The organism is Nocardia sp. NPDC052316 (genome assembly GCF_044547795.1).
Taxonomy (GTDB): Bacteria; Actinomycetota; Actinomycetes; order Mycobacteriales; family Mycobacteriaceae; genus Nocardia.
Window position 1 is genome coordinate 329283 of record NZ_JBIUBB010000006.1, and the last position, 14501, is coordinate 343783.

8 protein-coding genes and 1 tRNA gene are annotated in these 14501 nt (G+C 67.0%); 2 read left to right on the plus strand and 7 right to left on the minus strand.

The genetic code is table 11. The features are described from left to right. Positions 1 to 30 precede the first annotated feature (30 nt). Positions 31 to 2364, minus strand: coding sequence for a galactose oxidase-like domain-containing protein (locus ACIHA7_RS29380; RefSeq protein ID WP_397294158.1), 2334 nt, complete (start codon positions 2362 to 2364; stop codon positions 31 to 33). A gap of 113 nt (positions 2365 to 2477) precedes the next feature. Here ACIHA7_RS29380 and ACIHA7_RS29385 point away from each other — a divergent pair, with 113 nt between their 5' ends. After that, entirely contained in the window at positions 2478 to 3938 is a 1461-nt protein-coding gene (locus ACIHA7_RS29385) for an aminotransferase class I/II-fold pyridoxal phosphate-dependent enzyme (RefSeq protein WP_397294159.1), read from the plus strand. Between the two features lie 93 nt (positions 3939 to 4031). Here ACIHA7_RS29385 and ACIHA7_RS29390 read toward each other — a convergent pair whose 3' ends face one another. From ACIHA7_RS29390 to ACIHA7_RS29400, 3 genes are all read right to left on the minus strand, one after another. Then, positions 4032 to 4691 (minus strand): DJ-1/PfpI family protein, encoded by a 660-nt coding sequence (locus ACIHA7_RS29390; RefSeq protein WP_397294160.1) that lies wholly within the window; start codon positions 4689 to 4691, stop codon positions 4032 to 4034. Positions 4692 to 4795: 104 nt separating this feature from the next. After that, positions 4796 to 5944 carry an alpha/beta fold hydrolase gene (locus tag ACIHA7_RS29395; protein WP_397294161.1) on the minus strand — a complete coding sequence of 383 codons (1149 nt, stop codon included), beginning with the start codon at positions 5942 to 5944 and terminating at the stop codon, positions 4796 to 4798. Positions 5945 to 6109: 165 nt separating this feature from the next. After that, positions 6110 to 9412 (minus strand): BTAD domain-containing putative transcriptional regulator, encoded by a 3303-nt coding sequence (locus ACIHA7_RS29400; RefSeq protein ID WP_397294162.1) that lies wholly within the window; start codon positions 9410 to 9412, stop codon positions 6110 to 6112. Positions 9413 to 9509: 97 nt separating this feature from the next. Between ACIHA7_RS29400 and ACIHA7_RS29405 the strand changes: the two genes are divergently transcribed. After that, positions 9510 to 10388, plus strand: a complete 879-nt coding sequence (locus tag ACIHA7_RS29405) for an alpha/beta fold hydrolase (protein WP_397294163.1) — start codon at positions 9510 to 9512, stop codon at positions 10386 to 10388. A gap of 1214 nt (positions 10389 to 11602) precedes the next feature. On the opposite strand, the gene ACIHA7_RS29410 is transcribed toward ACIHA7_RS29405, so the two are convergent. From ACIHA7_RS29410 to ACIHA7_RS29420, 3 genes are all read right to left on the minus strand, one after another. Then, positions 11603 to 12412, minus strand: coding sequence for a hypothetical protein (locus ACIHA7_RS29410; RefSeq protein WP_397294164.1), 810 nt, complete (start codon positions 12410 to 12412; stop codon positions 11603 to 11605). Positions 12413 to 12761: 349 nt separating this feature from the next. Next, positions 12762 to 12834: transfer RNA gene (locus ACIHA7_RS29415), tRNA-Arg, on the minus strand. A 199-nt stretch (positions 12835 to 13033) separates the two neighbouring features. After that, complete coding sequence (locus tag ACIHA7_RS29420) at positions 13034 to 14413, minus strand: S41 family peptidase (protein WP_397294165.1); 1380 nt, start codon at positions 14411 to 14413, stop codon at positions 13034 to 13036. Between the last annotated feature and the right edge of the window lie 88 nt (positions 14414 to 14501).

Consider the following 14501-nt stretch of genomic DNA (forward strand, 5'->3'; position numbering starts at 1 on the left):
GGCGGCCCGGTCGGCGTGTCCCGGGAACGGTCAGCCGAGGCGCAGCCAGCGGCCGAGCGAGGGCACGCCACGGGGGTCGACGGCGAAGATCAGGTACCAGCCCGGCGGCGCGAGCGCGGGGTTGTCCGGCATCGTGATGGTCAGCGAATCCGGTGCGGCGCTGGTGAATTCGAGGTCGACCAGGCGTTGTTCGTTGTCGCAGGAGTGGGTGCACGCGCAGGGGCGGACGAGGTTGATCTCCCGCAGCGCCGCGGCGCTGGTCGCGGTGATCGTCGCACCGTAGGCCGCCGCCTCCGCGCCGAGCTGCAGACCGGGCCGATCGCCCTGGAAAAGGTAGGGCGGCCAATATATTTCGATCCGCAGCTCTTCGGTCTTACGGGCCGGATTGGAGCCCGCGGTGATCACCTTGCCGTCCGGGGTGAGCAGGGCGACGGAGTGGTAGAGCCGGGGAACGCGGCACTTCGCGGTGTGCATCCAGCGACCCGCCGCCGGGTCGAAGATCTCGGCGTGCGGCGGCGCGGCGTGCGCCATCTCCTCCATGCCCGAGCCGCCCGTGGCCAGCACGGTCCGGTCCGGCAGGATGACCGCGCTCAGATGCATGCGGGCGTGGTCCATCGGCGGGCCCGGCTGGTAGGCGGGGGTCGGCCCGGAGCAGTCGACGATCCGCGTGTCGGCCAAAGCCGGTGCGGGACTGTGCATATCGAATCCGCCGCCGCCGAGGATCATCACCCGCTGCTCTTGCGCGGGTGGCAGCAGCACGCTGGCGGATTGGTTGCGCGAGCCCGGATCGGCGAGGCCGGGCACCTCGGTGGTCGCGCCGGTCGCCGGATCCCAGATCGACGGCCGCATACCGTTGTTGCCGCCGTACTGGCCGCCGGTGTAGAACAGGCGACCGTCGGCCAGCAGGATCAGGTGGCCGTACATCGGGATGGGTCCGGGGACCGGCAGCTGCGACCAGGTCTCGGTCACGGTGTCGAAGAGTTCGGGCACCACCGAGAGGAAATTGTCGGCGCCGAGGCCGGACACCGAGACCACGTTGCCGTCCGGCAACGTGACGAGCGAGGGGTACCAGCGGCCGAAAGCCATGTCCGGCATGCGGTTCCAGGACAGCGCGGCGGGGTCGAAGATCAGCGCGTCGGGCAGGCCGTAGAACGGGTCGTAGCGTTCGGTGCCGCCCGCGGCGAGCAGCCTGCCGTCCGGCAGCATGGCCTGGCCGACGCAGAACAGGTCGATCGGGGTATCCACCGAGTCCAGTCCCGGGTTCGGGTAATGCCATACGCGCGTGCGGAAGTCGTGTGCGTGGTGCCGATCGGGGTCGTTGCCCGAGCCCGCGAAGAACAACACGTCGCCGGTGTGCAGCAGCGCTGCGTGCACCGGATTGATCTCGGTACCGAAATCCAGGATCCGCCACACGCCCATGTGCGCGGCGTGCGTCAGGTCGGTCTCCAGCTCGACCACCCGCAGGTAGCCCGCGTTCTGGCCGGGCAGCGCGTCGATCGTGCAGACGACCAGCTCCGGCGGCGCATCCGGCCGGGTGAGCAAAGTCGTTGCCGCACCTTGGTTTTCGGTGAAACCCCAGGCGGGCACCGTGGACCAGCCGCTCCACCCGTCGACCGCGTGACCGGAGCCGTCCAGCCCCCAGCCGATGGTGTACACCCCGACATTGCCCTCAACCGGATTGTCCACCGTGAACACGATCAGCTCGGGCCGACCGTCACCGTCCAGATCCGCGACCGCGAGCCCCGCGCCCTGGTTTTCCCAGCCGTACCAGTCGGGCACCGCCAGCCACGGTGTCCACTCGGCCACCGACCCGTCCGCCGCCAGGCCCTTCGCCAGCCGGAACTGACCGCTGTTCTGGCCGGGCGGGTTGTCCACGGTGAGCAGGATCAGCACCGGTTGTCCGTCGAGCACGGTGAGACAGATATCGGCGCCCTGGTTTTCCCAGCCGAACCAGTCCGGCACCGGCAACCACGGCGTCCAGCCGCCGGTCACCGTGCCGTCGGCGGCCAGGTCGCGACCGATCCGGTAGTAGCCCTGATTCTGGCCCGGCGGGTTGTCGACCAGGAAGATGACCAGGTCGAGTCTGCCGTTGCCGGAGAGATCGGCTAGGGCGATGCCCGCGCCCTGGTTCTCCCAGCCGAACCACTCCGGCACCTCCAGCCACGGCCCCCACGCGGCCACCGTGCCGTCGGCCGTGAACCGCGAGCCGACCCGGTAGAAACCCGCGTTCTGCCCCTCCGGGTTGTCCACCATGAACACCACGACATCGGTGTCTCCGTCGCCGTCGATATCCGCGACCGCGACGCCGCAATCCTGGTTTTCCCAGGCGAACCACCCCGGGACGGGAACAAAGTGTCCTGCCACACCTCCATCGTCGTCCGTCGTGGCCGATCCGGCGAGACCATCCTTTCGTGGTTACCGAAAAACGGGGACGTAGCCCGGAGTGTGCTGTCCCGGGCCGTGGGTACTCGATCAGCGTGGATCACTCGAAGGCACCGCTTGTAGACGCTCTGGCCGAGTACCACCGACTCGGCCGTTACGGCTTCACCCCGCCGGGCCACCGCCAGGGGCGAGGCACTGACCAGCGCGTTCTCGACGCGCTCGGCGCGGACGCGTTCCGCTCCGACGTGCTGGCCGGCCCCGGACTCGACGATCGGCTCTCCCGCGGTGGCTATCTGCAGGATGCTGAGGAATTGATGGCCGACGCGGTAGGCGCCGAGACGGCGTTCTTCTCCACCTGTGGCAGCTCGCTGTCGGTGAAGGCCGCGATGATGTCGGTCGCCGGTGGCAGCAAAGACGGCCTGCTCGTGGCGCGGGACAGTCACAAATCCATCATCGCGGGCCTGATCTTCTCCGGCGTCCAACCCCATTGGATAACGCCGCGATGGGACGCCGAGCGGCACTTCTCGCATCCGCCGTCGCCGGAGCAGGTGCGCAAGGCGTGGGAGGAGCATCCGGACGCGGCGGGAGCGCTGATCGTGAGCCCCAGTCCGTACGGCACCTGTGCGGATCTCGCGGGAATCGTCGAGGTGTGCCACGAGCGTGGCAAACCGCTGATCGTCGACGAGGCCTGGGGCGCGCATCTGCCGTTCCATGCCGATCTGCCGACCTGGGCGATGGATGTCGGTGCGGACGTCTGCGTGGTCAGCGTGCACAAGATGGGGGCGGGCTTCGAACAGGGCTCGGTTTTCCACCACCAGGGTGATCTGATCGACGCGAAACACCTCAGCTCGTGTGCGGATCTGCTGATGACGACCAGCCCGAATGTCCTGCTGTACTCGGCCATCGACGGATGGCGCAGGCAGATGGTCGAGCAAGGACACGAATTGCTCGGCAACGCACTGAAACTCGCCGATCGAGCCAGGGCCGAACTCGCCGCGATACCGGACATCGAGGTGATGGAGGACGCGCTGCTCGGTGTCGAGGCCTCGCACGACCTGGACCGCATGCAGGTACTGATGGACGTATCCGCCACCGGCGCAAGCGGTTACCAGGTCGCCGATTGGCTGCGGGAGAACCGGCGCATCGATATGGGGCTGTGCGACCACCGCCGCATCCAGGCGACATTGTCGTTCGCCGACGACGAGGCGACGATCGACGGCTTGGTCGACGCGCTCAGCGCATGGCGAGACCAGCACGACGGGCACACCGCCCCGGAAATCCGGCTGCCCGCACCGGACGAACTGCAGCTGGAGACCGTGATGCTGCCCAGGGACGCCTTTTTCAGCCCCGTCGACACCGTTCCGTTCGCCGAGTCGGCGGGCCGGATCGCGGCCGAGCAGGTCACCCCGTACCCGCCGGGAATACCGGTGATCCTGCCCGGTGAACAGATCGATGACGCCGTCATCGAGTACCTGCGCTCCGGCATCGATGCGGGCATGAATGTGCCCGATCCCGCGGATTCGGAGTTGAAGACCATCCGGGTTGTCGCCCGCTGAGCAACTCGCCGCGGGGCTTACGACCCGGGCTGGCTCGCCGGGCTCCGGGTGTCGGCAAAGAACAAGCAGCGGCCGGTGTCGCCTACCGGCGGATCAGGCGGCGACCGGTACGGAACCCGTTTTGCGCCAGACGGTTCCGCGACGTTCGTAGGCGATCAGCTGCTCCACGGCGTGTGCGACCTGGGGGCCGAGTTCGCGTTCCAGTAGGTACAGGCCCACGTCCAGACCCGAGGTGGCGCCGGCACCACAGATCAGGTCACCATCATCGATGACGCGGGCGTTCACCACCTGAGCGCCGGTGCGCGCGAGAGCCGCCATGCCTAAAGCGTGTGTGGTTGCCGGGCGGCCGGTCAGCAGACCGGCGAACCCGAGCAACAGTGAGCCACCACAGACGGTCGCGACGGTGAGCTCGGGCCGGGCCACTGCCGCTTTGAGCAGGTCGGACAGCTCGGTGTCGAGGGCTTGGACGAGGACGGTGAGCACGCTGTCGTCCCGATAGTCCTCCGCGTCCGTGGGCATACGACCCATCCCGCCTGGCACGATCACCAGGTCCGCGCGGTCCGGTGTGAGCGGGCCGGTGGCTCGCAGCGACACCGGGTGTACCCCGCTGGGTACCTCCCGCGCACCCTCCGCGGAGACCAGCTCGACCTGGAGTGACCCGCCGGTGATCATGCCGCCTGCACCGAGCAACTCGTAGGGCGCGAGCACGTCCAGCGGGTCGAATCCGTCGAACAGTACGAACTGTGCGAGCATCGAAAGTCTCCTTCTCGTCGGTGATTACGACGCTAAGCGCCGCTCCGGTCCGCGAGAAGTAGCTCGATCGTCAGGTTCCAACGGATTCTCGCCAGGCGGGTCTGCTACCTGACACGAGTCAGGAAAGCGTCGATGGCGGACCACATTTGGGGGTTGAGCTGCGTGTGCGTCCCGGTGCCCGTGACCGTCTGGAAGTCGACGCCGTTGGCGGCGAACTGAGCGGCAAGTGCCGCGTGCAGCGGGGACGGGACCGTCGTATCGGTGACGTTGAGCAGCAACAGGATCGGGTCGTCGTAGCCGCTGGTCGGCACCGTCAGGTAGGACTCGTAGGCGGCCCGGACACGACTGTCGGACAACGGCTTCGACAGCAGCTCACCGATGCCGACACCATCTACCCGCGCCTCGATCTCCGGCTTGCACATGGTGCCGATCTCATCGAGCAGCGTCCGCCCCGCCTGGCTCAGATACTGGTCGAAGTCGATGTCGGGGCGCGCGGCTCGGAAGCCGGCGAAAATGCTGGTCACGAAGCCGAGCGTCTCCGCAGTGCCCGGCACCGTCGGAATGGTGGGACCCGCGATGGGCAGCACCTTCTCGACATCGGACTCCGGGTCGATCGCGATGGTGCCGCGGTAGTCGAGGTCCGGGGCGTAACTCGCCTGGAGGTGTCCGGCGCCCAGCGCGGCCTGACCACCCTGCGAGAGCCCCAGCGCGGCCCAGGTGCGCGAGAGCTCGGGGTGCGCGGAGCGGGCGGCGCGCAGCAGATCGATGGTGGCGGTCGCCTCGGTCTTCAGCTCCAGATACGGGTGCGGTCCGGTGTCGAACAGGCCGAGTCCGAGATAGTCGGGCGCCACCACCGCGAACCCCTGATCGACCAGGCGCAGCATGATGTCGTCTTCCTCGGTATGCCAGTGCGAGTTCGGCGCCGTGCGCGGATCGGACTCGCCACCGCACCCGCGGCCGAGACCGGTGGTCCCGTGATCGAACGCGATCACCGGCCACCCGTCCGGCGGCGGCGTGCCCTCCGGCACGAACAACGCCCCGCTGGCCCGCTGCGGCGTGCCGTCCGACCCGGCCATCCAATAGGTGATGACCGACCCGTTCGGCATCGGCCGCCAGCCGTCGGCCTGCGGAGTCGACGAGATCAGCAGCCCCGCAGTTTCCGCGGCGGCCGGAGCGGCCTGTAGCCCGAGCAGGACGCTTGCCGAGACCAAGGCCAGGGTCACCGAACTCTTCCAACCACGATTGATGCGCATCGAAGACTTCTCCTTGGTGCTATATCGGCGACCAGTTGAGGAGCGGCTCATGACAGCTGTGTAGGTAACACATTCGAGGTATGGCGAACTATAAGCAAACTCACCGTACTCTGCGCGGGTGCCCGGTCGCTGTCGCGCATCGCGGGGCTCGGCCGTCGCAAGGGTCTACTCGGCTGAGCTCACCGCTGTGCTGGTCAGTGGTGCGGTGACGGCCGCGCTGAGATGGGGCGAGCGGACTCGATGGGTGAGGTCGAGAGCTTGCTGCCGGTGCGCGGCGGCGGCTGCTGGATCGCCCAGGGCGGCGGCCAGTTCGGCGAGGTAGTAGGCGACCGGTTCCAGGGTGATCAGGCCGCTGCCCGCGCCGGCGAGTTCGGTTGCGGCGGGCAGGAGTTGGTCGTAGCAACGCCGCATGGTCGATGTGTCGCCGAGCGGGTGGGCGGCGCGGGCGACGAGGCAGATGCGTAGTTCGAGCAGCAGGTCGCGTGGGGAGTCGGGGACTTCTCGCAGGGCGACGGCGGCTTCGTCGCGAAGGCCGTTGTCCAACAAGGCGATCGGGCGGACCCATGGTTCGTATGGGCCCAAGGTTGCCGTGTCGTCGCCGGGCGGCAGTCGGTGTTGGAGTCGCAAGCACAGCAGTGCGAGGGGGAGCAGGCCCTGTTCCACGCCGGGCATGCCGCTGCCGGTGAGCATTCTGGCTGCGGTGCGATAGGCGGTCTCGGCGGCGTGGTGGGTGCCGGTGAGTGCGGTGCGCAGTGCGGTGTACCAGTGGGTGAAGACGCCGACCACCGGTAGCTCGTATTCGGTGGCCAGCTGGTCGGCGGCCGCCGCGTGTGCGTCGGCGGAAGTGAGATCTGCTGCAGCACAGTCTGATTGGATGCCGATCAAGTTACCCAGGACTTCGAAGGTGACCAGCCGATGGCGTCGTGCGACCGCGATGAGTTCGTCGGCGATGCGAGCTCGTTCCGCGCTGAGTCCGGTGCGCTGAAAGGTATGCATGAAACGGCCGTTGAGGGCGAATGACAGCAAGGCGGGGTCGCCGAGCTCCCTGGCGATCGCCTCGGCTTCTTCGGCGGCGAGTAGCCCGCGGTCGTCGTTGGCGCCGCGCAGTTCGAGGGCGACGGTCGTGCACAGTCCGGCGCGCAGCACGCGCTGGTCGGCGGGCAGCTCGGCGAGGACGCGCTCGGCGGCCGTGACGATGTCGCGGGCGAGGTCGGGGTTGTCGTTGCTGGTCCAGATGGCGGGGACGTCGAATGCGCTGATCACGCGGGCGGCCTGCACCGGATCGGCCCACTGTCCCGCCTGTGCGATGGCCAGCCCGCGGTAGTGCCTGGCCTCGGCCAAGTTACCGGTGACCGCGAACGTGCGAGCGAGTCCGGTGATCGCGTCGAGTCGCGCGGCCGGATCGGGTCGGGACATCCGGTCGAAGGCGTCGAGGGCCGCGCGCCATTGCCGCACCGCATCGGTGAGAGCGAACCCCCGTTCCGCCGCGACCGCCGCGGCCCCGGCGTACCTGGCCGCGCTCGCGGCGGTGGTCCGGCTGTTCGCGCGGACGAAATGATGCGCGAGGACGGAAACGTCTGCGACACCTACCTTTTCGAGTAGCGCACCGGTCTCGCCGTGCCAGCGGGCCCGGCGCGGACCGCTGATGTCGCGGTATACGGTGTCGCGGACCAGCGTGTGGGTGAATCGCAGCGATCCGTCCGGCGATTCGGTGAACAGCCCTGCCGTCAGCGAGGTCTCGAGGTCGTCGAGGGCGCCCGCTGCGTCATCCGCCAGATCCATGAGGATTTCGCGGTCGACCTCCTCACCGAGTACGGCGGCCTGCTGGACCAGGGTCTGCGCGGACTGCGGCAGCGTCGCCATGCGATGCCGAATGACCTCGCGGACACCGGCCGGGACGGTGTCGAGCGCGTCGGACCCCTCGTCGCGGAGCAGCCGAGCCAGTTCGCGAACGAAGAACGGATTGCCGTTGCCGCGCCGGTGGATTCGGTGGCCATCGTGCTCGGCGATATCCGGCCCGGCGATCGCCCGAACCAGCGCGACGGTGTCGTCTTCGGGCAGGCCGCTCAGGTACACGCGAACCGGCTCGGCGGGTGCCATCTTGGCCAGCGCGGCGGTGAGTTCGGCGGTGATGTCGGTGCTGCGGTACGTCGCCAATATCAGCACCGGTGCCTCGATACCGCTGGTGACGAGCACGGAGAGCAGATCGAGGGTCTCCGAACCGGCGTTGTGTATGTCGTCGAACACCAACAGAACTGGCGCGCGTCGCGCCGCCGACGCCAGATAGTCGGCCGCGGCACGATGGAATAGGAAGCGCGCCTCCACCGGATCCGCCGGTGCGCCTTCGTTGTTCGGGACGGCCGGACGTTCGTCGCTGTTCACCGAAGGACGCTCGTCACCGTGTGCTGTGCCCGCGGAGTTAAGCGCCGTGCGGATCCTGGTCCAGGCCCAGCCCGGTGGAACGCCGAGGTCGGCCGGGCTCTCGCTACGCGCGACGATCCAGCCAGCGTCGGTCAGCGCGGACGAAACCTGTTCGGCGAGAGCGCTTTTACCGGCGCCGGCCTCGCCGGCCAGTAGCACCAGCCGGGTATGGCCGTGCCGGGCAACGTCGTTCGCGACGTGCTGTATGGCGGCGAACTCCTGTCGACGCCCGACGAAATCCTTTCCGGGCGGCGAGGTTCGGGCGGGTGGGGCCGAGGAAAGCAGCTGAGGCGCGTGCGCCAGGATGTCCGCCTCCACCCGCTGGAGTTCAGGTCCTGGGTCGGTGCCCAACTCGGTGCGCAGCAGGTGACGGATGCGGCGCAAGGCGGCGAGCGCGTCGCTCTGCCTGCCGGAGCGATAGAGCGCGACAGCGAGCAGCTGCCAGGCGTGTTCGCGCAATGGATGTTCGGTGAGCAGGGCATTGAGCGCCGATTCGGCCTCGGCGGGCCGTGCGAGCTCGATCAGCGCGGCGGCCCGCTGTTCGACGGCCAGCAGTCGCAACCCGTCGAGCCGGTCGACTTCGGCACGCGCCCAGCCCTGTTCGGCGAATTCCGCATAGGCAGGGCCGCGCCACAGTGCGGCCGCCACATCGGCCATCGTCAATGCGCGCTCGAACTGTTTCGCGGCGAGCAGCTCTGCGGTCCGCGCGACGGCGGCCTCGAATCGGTCGGCGTCTACCGCTTCCGGTTCGGTGCGCAACGCGTAGCCCGGCGCGACGGTCACCAGCACCTGCGCCGGTGTGCGTGGTGCGCGGTCAGGCTCCAGCACCCGCCGCAGCTCGGCGACGAAGGTCTGGATCGCGCCAAGCGCGCCGCGCGGCGGTCGTTCCCACAGATCGTCGATCAACTGATCCACCGTGACCATGCGCCCTCGTGCGACGAGCAACCGCGCCAGCACCGCGCGGTGCTTCGGCCCCTTCAGCGGCAGCGGCGTCCCGGCGCGCTCGGCACCGATGGGCCCGAGCACACCGAAGCTCAGCTGCGCCACGCGCCCGCCGACGCCGTACTCAGTCGCTGCTGACCAGTTGCTGAGTGCGCGAGAAAAGACTGTCCACCGTCACCAACGAACATCGGAAGGACACCTCATGGCACCGAAGATTACCGGATTCGACTACCAGCGGATCGCCGTCGCCGACCAGGTCGAACTCAATGTCGCCGTCGGCGGTTCCGGCAGCCCCGTCGTGCTGCTGCACGGCTTCCCGCAAACCCATCTGATGTGGCGCCACGTCGCCGCCGACCTCGCCGCCGACCACACCGTCATCTGCCCCGACCTGCGTGGTTACGGCGACAGCGACAAGCCCGCCGACCTCGACGGCACCACCTACGCCAAGCGCACCATGGCCGCGGACATCGTCACCCTGGCCCGCACCCTCGGCCACGATCGTTTCGCCCTCGCCGGCCACGACCGCGGCGCCCTCGTCGCCATCCGCGCCGGCCTCGACCACCCCGACACCATCACCCACCTCGCCTCACTCGACGTCCTCCCCACCCTCGACATGTGGGACGTCATGCACGGCGTCACCGCCGCCGTCGGCTTCCACCTCTACCTCATGGCCCAACCCCCCGGCCTCCCCGAAAAAATGATCGCCGCCACCCCCGACCTCTTCTTCGCTCACTTCCTCGACACCTGGACCCACGACCCCGCCGCCATCCCACCCGAATTCCGCACCGCCTACCTGCGCGCCTCCGCCGCCGCCATCCCCAGCATCGTCGCCGACTACCGAGCCTCCGCCACCATCGACCTGGACCACGACCGCACCGACCGCACCGCAGGCAACCACCTCCGCATGCCGGTCACCGTCCTCCAACAAGACTGGGGCGCCGCCCTAGGCTTCGACGCCCAATCCCTCTGGAAAGCTTGGGCCCCCAACCTCACCCACACCACCGTCACCTCCGGCCACTTCATGGCCGAAGAATCCCCCGCCACCGTCACCCAAGCCATCCGCACGCTATTGACCCGCTGACGGGTACGCACAGACCGCCGAGTTGCTCGTGGCCGATGCCGGTTCGATCACGTCATCGATGATTCATAAAACGATCTCAGGGGCATTCGATGGCAATTGATCGGTATATCGATCATCTCCGCCGCATGCGGCCAAGGCCAGCATCGATCCGAGCCGTCTTCTGGGTATCAGGCAACAAATTCCCGTGACCGTGGAACGCCGCTTGGCAGGGTCCACGGCCAGTCTTCTAGTGGTATGCATTGCGTTGGTCAAGAGCCAACGCAATGCATACTCTCCGGAGGTGGTACCGGTCGCTGGGCGTCGCAACACCCGAAGCGGCACACGTGCTATCTCAGCCACGCACAGCGCTTTTCGGCGGTGCGTCAGGATATCTAGGCTCGGTCTTCGAGCACGCCCAAGGCGGACGGATACGGGTTCGATACCGCACTGACCGATTGGCCAAATACTCACCGGAGATCACGCGCTATCTGCCTGTGCTCGCAGCGGCGATCAAACGGCACCCCCTCCGCTTCAGCCTTGAACCAGGCCAGGGATACGTGCTGCACAACCATCGTTGGCTACATGGCCAAGCGGCGTTCACGGGTGACCGAGTCAGTACAGACTGAATCTGGATCCTCACCCCGAGTTCGCGATACCGTCCGGCTTCGCGAGGCCGGACCTGCCGGTGGTGGTTACTGGATGAACGTCGATTTCGACACGGTGCGTATAGCTGTGCGCTTCGAGAACGGCTCAGACGACCCGAACTCTTATCCCTATTACGACCACTGTGGGTTCGACCCTGGCCCGCTTAATACGGTCCAGGCACAACGACTTTCGCAGATTCACTTGCATAGCGAGTCTGTTCGGTGCAGGCAGAAGGAAGCCGCACTATCGACGTTGGAAGCCGCCGGGCTGCTGAATCGCGCCTCGCGATCGGGCATTCGCTCATGAGCGGGGCGTTTGGTCGGTTTCCCACGGCCGGTCTACCTCGTCAGCAGACTGAGATAGACGCCGTGATCGGCTCGGTACCGGGCAGCGCACCCAGAGTCAATGAGAGCGAGGGAGCGCCGACCAATCGACGAACCGCAAGTGCCTGTCGCCGGTCCCGGTCACGAAAACAACGACACACTGGAGGGCGACCAACGGTAGTGAGCCCGCCGGATACACATGAAACCCTCGCGCTTGATGTTACTGACGGGATGTTCCGCTGCCGCATAGCGACGCCGTGAAAGGACTCAATTGTCGTACTGGTTGTGGTAGCTCCATCCTGTATTACTCCACAGGAGTACTCGTCGCGAGAACGACGGTGCGAGCCATAAGTGAGTGATCTCTTCCGGCAACGGCGGCGGCTCAGGAGGAATCGCCTCGCCGCGCCTCAGTCCATCAGCAACAGGAAACGGCAGTGCACTGAAATGGATTGGAATGAAAAGGTGACGTTCGTCCGCGTCGGCTCGGGAGAGCTTTTCGATGTGACGCGGCAGATGATGTTCTCCGAACGCCTGCTGTAAAGCTCCACGCAAACCTTCGAGCGAGACATCTACAGCGCCACCGCGCCCCCTGGGAACCAGCATCGCGGAACGAACTTTCTCACCGTCCACCGCTGGTACCGTGCTGTGCCCGAACATTTGTGAGGTCGATTCCTCGACGAGCCAGCGCAGGTCGGAGTCGGAGGTCCGGCGATGCCAGATCAGTTCCTGCGGTCGCTCGACGCCTGCTGCCTCACATGCCAGCGCAATATTTTGATACGAGTTCCGCAGGCGTGGGATGTCTGAGGGGTCGCCGACTCGAATCGTCCACGTCCACGCGCCGGGCAGGGGCCAACTGTTGTCGTCGGCGTAGAGCAGGGCATCGGTTTGAATTGCCCCAGCAGCTGCGAGCACTGTCACCTCGAACGCTGCTCTTCTCCCATCTGCGAGTGCGAGCATGGCATCGACGGCACCGTTCCGGCCATCGACGTCCCAGGGCTCGGCCACGGCACCCAAGACGCGTTCAGCAATCTGGCATGCAACCTGCTCCTGCTTACTCAGGCCCCTCAGTCGGCTCACGACATCTACCACATCACATTCGGATGAGGACTGTACAGCGAGTTTGCGTCTGTGCGTTCCTCGTCGGTGTGTTTTGCCGAGGTGGGAGCAGTGGTTGGATTCGTAGCGCAGTTTCCGCCGCTGTCGTTCCGGATGTATTCATGATCAAGCTGCCGAACAACGCACTGATGCGGTCGTCGGCCGATACGAGGGACATTGGACGACGAGCGAGTTGAGCTTCTGGACGTCGAGTACTGGCTCGGAGGCGGATGGGGCAGGAACAGCTCGGTGAAGCGAGCGATTCGGCACAACTGTGGCAAGTCGGCATAGAAGTACACCGCAAATCCTCACTGACCTGCGGGGGAGATTGTGCCCTCGGCAGGATTCGAACCTGCGACACCCGCTTTAGGAGAGCGGTGCTCTATCCCCTGAGCTACGAGGGCTGGCCCGGTGGTGTCGATGGTGCGCCACTGGGACGTCGGGGAGTCTACCGGGTCGAGGCCGTCGGTACCGCATCGCTTTCGATGTGCGAGCGGAATCGTCGTGGCCACGGCGAGCTGGTGGCGGTATGGCGCGAGTGATGAACGCCACCAGATCTCCGTGGTCTTGGGGTATCTGGCCTCGGACGGCCCTTGTCGGACGTCAAGAGCCGCTGGTCAGCCAGCTGAGCGCACGATCGAAGGCGGAGTCGCGGTTTTCGGCGAACTCCTCGTCGGTGAAGACCGGCTCGGTCAATTCGGGTGGGATGCCGGTGCCGTCGAAGGTGCGGTGGTCGGAGGTCAGGAATTCCTCGTTCGGCACGCCGAACCACCAGTCCTCGTGGCCGGGGCCGGGGAGTTTGCGCTGCATGACGTCGGAGAACACGCCTTGGGTTGGTTGTCCGATTCGTGTTGTGCGGGAGGGGCGTTCGAGCATGGCCTGAGTGAAGGTCTCGCCGGCGCTGACGGTGGAGCCGCCGGTCAGGATCGCGACGGGGCCTGCGTATGCGCCTTGCGCGGGTTCGACGCGTTGGGGCTGGGGGCCGAGGGTTCGGGTTTTCTTGGCGTATGCGAAATATGGGCGGTCGGTGAGGCGGGCGGCCAGTTGCAGGCCGAGACTGTCCGAGCCGCCGCCGTTGACTCGCAGGTCCAGGATCAATCCTCGCAGCCGGATGCGGCGGTCCTCGGTGAAGATCGCGTCCAGGGCGCGGTCGAGTTCGGCGCTGTCGGCGGCGAAGGTTCGTTCGGTGGTGTAGCCGCTGAACGCGGAGAGCCGCAGGTAGCCGTAGTTCTGGCCGGGCAGGTCGGCATAGCCGATGCGGCCGTTGGCGTATTCGGTCAGCGGGTGTTGCTGGAGGTCGCGATGCTGAACGTACTCCTTGACCTGGTGGTCGAGTTGCGGACTCGGGACGGTTGTCCCCGGCCGTACGGTGCCGAAGAACCTGCCGTCGCCTGCCGACACGACCACGTGTGCGTCGTGCAGTGGCGCGACCATGTCCCGCAGCACTCCGAAGAGCGCATCATCGTCGCCACGCTGCTCGGCCTGGGCGGCGCGCGGCTGAAAAGTATCCCGAACCTGCTGCCAGTCAACGCCTTTCGTCGCGAAGAAAGGGTAGTGCTCCTGGAAGGTCTGCCAGAAGACGTCGAAGGCGGCGGGCACGACGGAGCTGGTGCACGACAGCGGTAAGGCGGAAAGGCGGCGGAGCGTGCGATCGCCGGGCGACCCGTCGATGTGCAGCGTGGCCTGGTCCGGGCTGCCGCCGGGACGCAGGGTGAGCACGTCCTTGCCCTCGGTGACGAAACGGCCCTGGCTCCCGGAACGCACCGCGGTGTCGTCCTTCAGACAGCTGAGCGCGGTCAACTGGTAGGTCTCCAGCTTGTCGGCATGCACGGAAAGCACGCTGCCGTAGTCGTCCACCTGCCAGAAGCCGGACGGAAAGTCAGCGGCGGGCGGTGTGTCCGTGGCGTATCCGCAGCTCGTGATCGTGCCGACGGCCACCAGTGCCGCGGCGATGGCTGCGGTTCGCTTGCGCTGCATGGTCATTCGTCAACCGTTCACCATGGCTCGGCGCGGGGGCAAGCGGGGAAACAGGTCGAATGATGGTGGGGTTAACCGTAGTACTCGGCAAGCG

What these genes read in the sequence shown, in the direction of transcription:
- ACIHA7_RS29405 (WP_397294163.1), top strand. Translation starts at nt 9,510, where the DNA reads ATGGCACCGAAGATTACCGGATTCGACTACCAGCGGATCGCCGTCGCC.
- ACIHA7_RS29390 (WP_397294160.1), bottom strand. Translation starts at nt 4,691, where the DNA reads ATGCTCGCACAGTTCGTACTGTTCGACGGATTCGACCCGCTGGACGTG.
- ACIHA7_RS29420 (WP_397294165.1), bottom strand. Translation starts at nt 14,413, where the DNA reads ATGACCATGCAGCGCAAGCGAACCGCAGCCATCGCCGCGGCACTGGTG.
- ACIHA7_RS29395 (WP_397294161.1), bottom strand. Translation starts at nt 5,944, where the DNA reads ATGCGCATCAATCGTGGTTGGAAGAGTTCGGTGACCCTGGCCTTGGTC.